Annotated in this window: 2 protein-coding genes; both read right to left on the minus strand. The window is 63.1% G+C overall.

What is annotated here, in order from left to right; genetic code table 11:
• Window positions 1-75: 75 nt before the first annotated feature.
• A complete protein-coding gene (locus B149_RS0115960) occupies window positions 76-2,238 on the minus strand; it encodes a DUF7483 domain-containing protein (protein WP_018126163.1) in 2,163 nt (720 codons plus the stop codon).
• Window position 2,239: 1 nt separating this feature from the next.
• On the minus strand, window positions 2,240-2,553 hold a 314-nt coding region (locus B149_RS18775; protein ID WP_040373120.1), incomplete at its 5' end, for a hypothetical protein.

Here is a 2,553-nt window from a genome sequence, read left to right on the forward strand (position 1 = left end):
TGTCGCCCTGCACCACCTGCGCGGGAGCGGCCTGCCGAAAGGTGTTGTCCGGGTATCTCCACATGATGAAACCTCCTAGAATGCGTTGGAATATTGGAAGGGCTGCGCCGCCCAGGCGATGCCGAGGATGGTGTCGCCATTGCCGTTGATCAGCGACGAGGAATTTATGACGTCGAAGCCACTGGAGAGAAACGAAAACAGCCCGGGCGAGCCGAACGCCTGCTCAACCGTGTTGCCCTCAACCCACCGCTCAATATTGTTCCGGCCTCCGTCCATGTCGGAAGACACGAAGAACCAGTCCTGAGCGTCATCCGCGTTTTTTCCCAGCATGGCCCGGGGCAGAAAACCCAGATTTGCTCTCGGCCCTGCGTTGGAGCCGTTGCCCTCAAAGCTGAACACCTCCGAAAAGCCGGGGACGGAGCGGAAAACGTAGGCGATATAGGTTTCGGCGGGGGCGTTCACGGTGCTGTTGTTCCCAACGGTGAAAGCAAGGGAATTCGGTTCGACGTCCCCCCATATATCCGAGTTGGCCACCGCTGCACTCACCTGATGCGGCTGAATGAAGTGCGTTGCCCCGAGGGCTTTGTGATAGGCAACCCAACCATTCGTCGAAGTGAGAGCTTTCACCATGATGAACTCGGGCGTGCCGCCGCAATCATGGACGATCTGTCTGCCAGACACGCCGTCCCCGACCCATGTCACAATGTCGAATCCAAACTCCGGCCCGCGTTGCAGGAAGAAGTCGAGATACTGCCCGCCAAGGGCGTTGTCGTTGCTGCCGTCCCCCACGGTATAGCCGTCGTTGAAGAACTCCCGAATCCCGTTTGTGGGATTGGCTTCGGCCCCGTTGCTGTTTGTCGCAAGGGACCGCCCGGCACCGCGCACCGTGTCGAACAGCATCCAGGTCCCATCTGCGTCCAGCCGCTTCATGAAAACAAGATCCGGCCGCGCCGCGAGACCGGATACGGTGGCCTGCGCTCCGGTCCCCTCTCTTGCGAGAATGCCAACACCGTCGCCCGGATCACGGTGCGCCGGTTCTTCAAGGTTGGCCGCGCAAAGCGCTTTGAAGCCAATCGGGGGAGCGTAGGCGAACGGCTTCGCCCCGAAGTTCGCGGTCAAGGTGTGGGGCTGATTGCCCTGAATCGGGCGGCTCGGACCTTCAAGAGGAACAAACGGGAAGACGCCCTGCGACACGCCGTTTTTGAAAAGCTCGACCTCGCAGATATCCCTGTCCACAGCCAATCCCAGCAGGTCGCCGGATGCGAAACCGGCGATCGGCCCGCCGTTGGTGAGCGTGCCGTCGCTGTTCCAGGCAAAGCCGTACACCCCGACAAAGTTCTGTGCCGCCGTGACGGTGGTATACTCAATTTCCCAGTAGTACCTTCCCTCGCTGAATCCGACGGTGCCTGTCGTGCGGTCGTCGCTGGTGGCGCTGCATGTCTGCGTGAGGTTGCCGTTGCTGAGAGTGACGTTTCCCTGCGGGCCACCAAGCACGTACGCTTGGAGAACACAGCAGTTGTTCGTCGGCGTGTCGGCAGTCTGCTGCGGAGATCCGACCGGGGAAAACGGGTTGCCGTTGCCCGAGACGTCCGCGCCGAGACCAGCGCCGTCTGCAAAGTCCAGGGCAAACGCATTGTTGACCGGGGCGGCCGGGGCAGCATCGGCCGTGGGAGCCGCGTCCCCGGCAGTGCCTACGCCGAAGGTGTCCACGCGCTGGGTGCCGTTGTAGAAGTAGAGCCCGACGCGCCCGGCTGGCAGCACGTTGAGCGGCGTCGCGTCCAGTATGTCCCAGCCCGCGGGCTCGGATTCGCTGGACCCCCACGCCTTGACGCTGACCTTGCCGCCGCTGTAGCGGGCGCGGATCCAGTTCCAGCCGCCGTCCACAAGTGCACCAGCTGACACAACGCCCGCGTGGATGGTCCCGGAGCCGTTGGATACGTACTGACCGATCCCCACCTCGCCGCTGGCGGGCGTCACGTCGAAGCGGTAGCCCGTGACGTCGGACACCGCCGCGAGAATCACTGACTGCGTCTCGCCGGCAGCGCCCTTGATGCGCGCCACCACCTCGACATCGTCCGTGCTGGAGACCGTGTTGAGATACCACGCGGACCGGTCGTAGCTCACCGAGCACTCGACCGCGCTGCCGTCCTCGCCATCGGTGACGAGGGCCAAAGACATGGTGCCGAACAAGTCGGTCCAGTCGGCAAGAGTGTCGCAATAATTGAGTTGAGTGCCCACGCTACCTCCTCGGGACCCAAAGTCCGGAAACTTGAATGGAAAATTCGCCAAACGCCGTCGGCGCAAGGACCTCCTGCGCGAAATGCACGCCCGCCACGTAGCAGTCGCCGCCGGAGCCGATCCGGTGTTCCACGGCCTTGCCCACGTAGCTGACGTGCGCGGACGCATCCAGCTCGCCGACCAGCGCGCCGTTGACGTGCATCCGCATGTATCCCGTGTCGCTGCACGACAGGCAGACGTCGTACCAGCCGGTCTGATCGACGAACAATCCGGCGGAGGCGAGCTGGTAGCTGACGGCGCCGCCGGTCTCGCTTT

This window comes from Desulfovibrio oxyclinae DSM 11498, assembly GCF_000375485.1.
GTDB classification, from domain to species: domain Bacteria; phylum Desulfobacterota; class Desulfovibrionia; order Desulfovibrionales; family Desulfovibrionaceae; genus Pseudodesulfovibrio; species Pseudodesulfovibrio oxyclinae.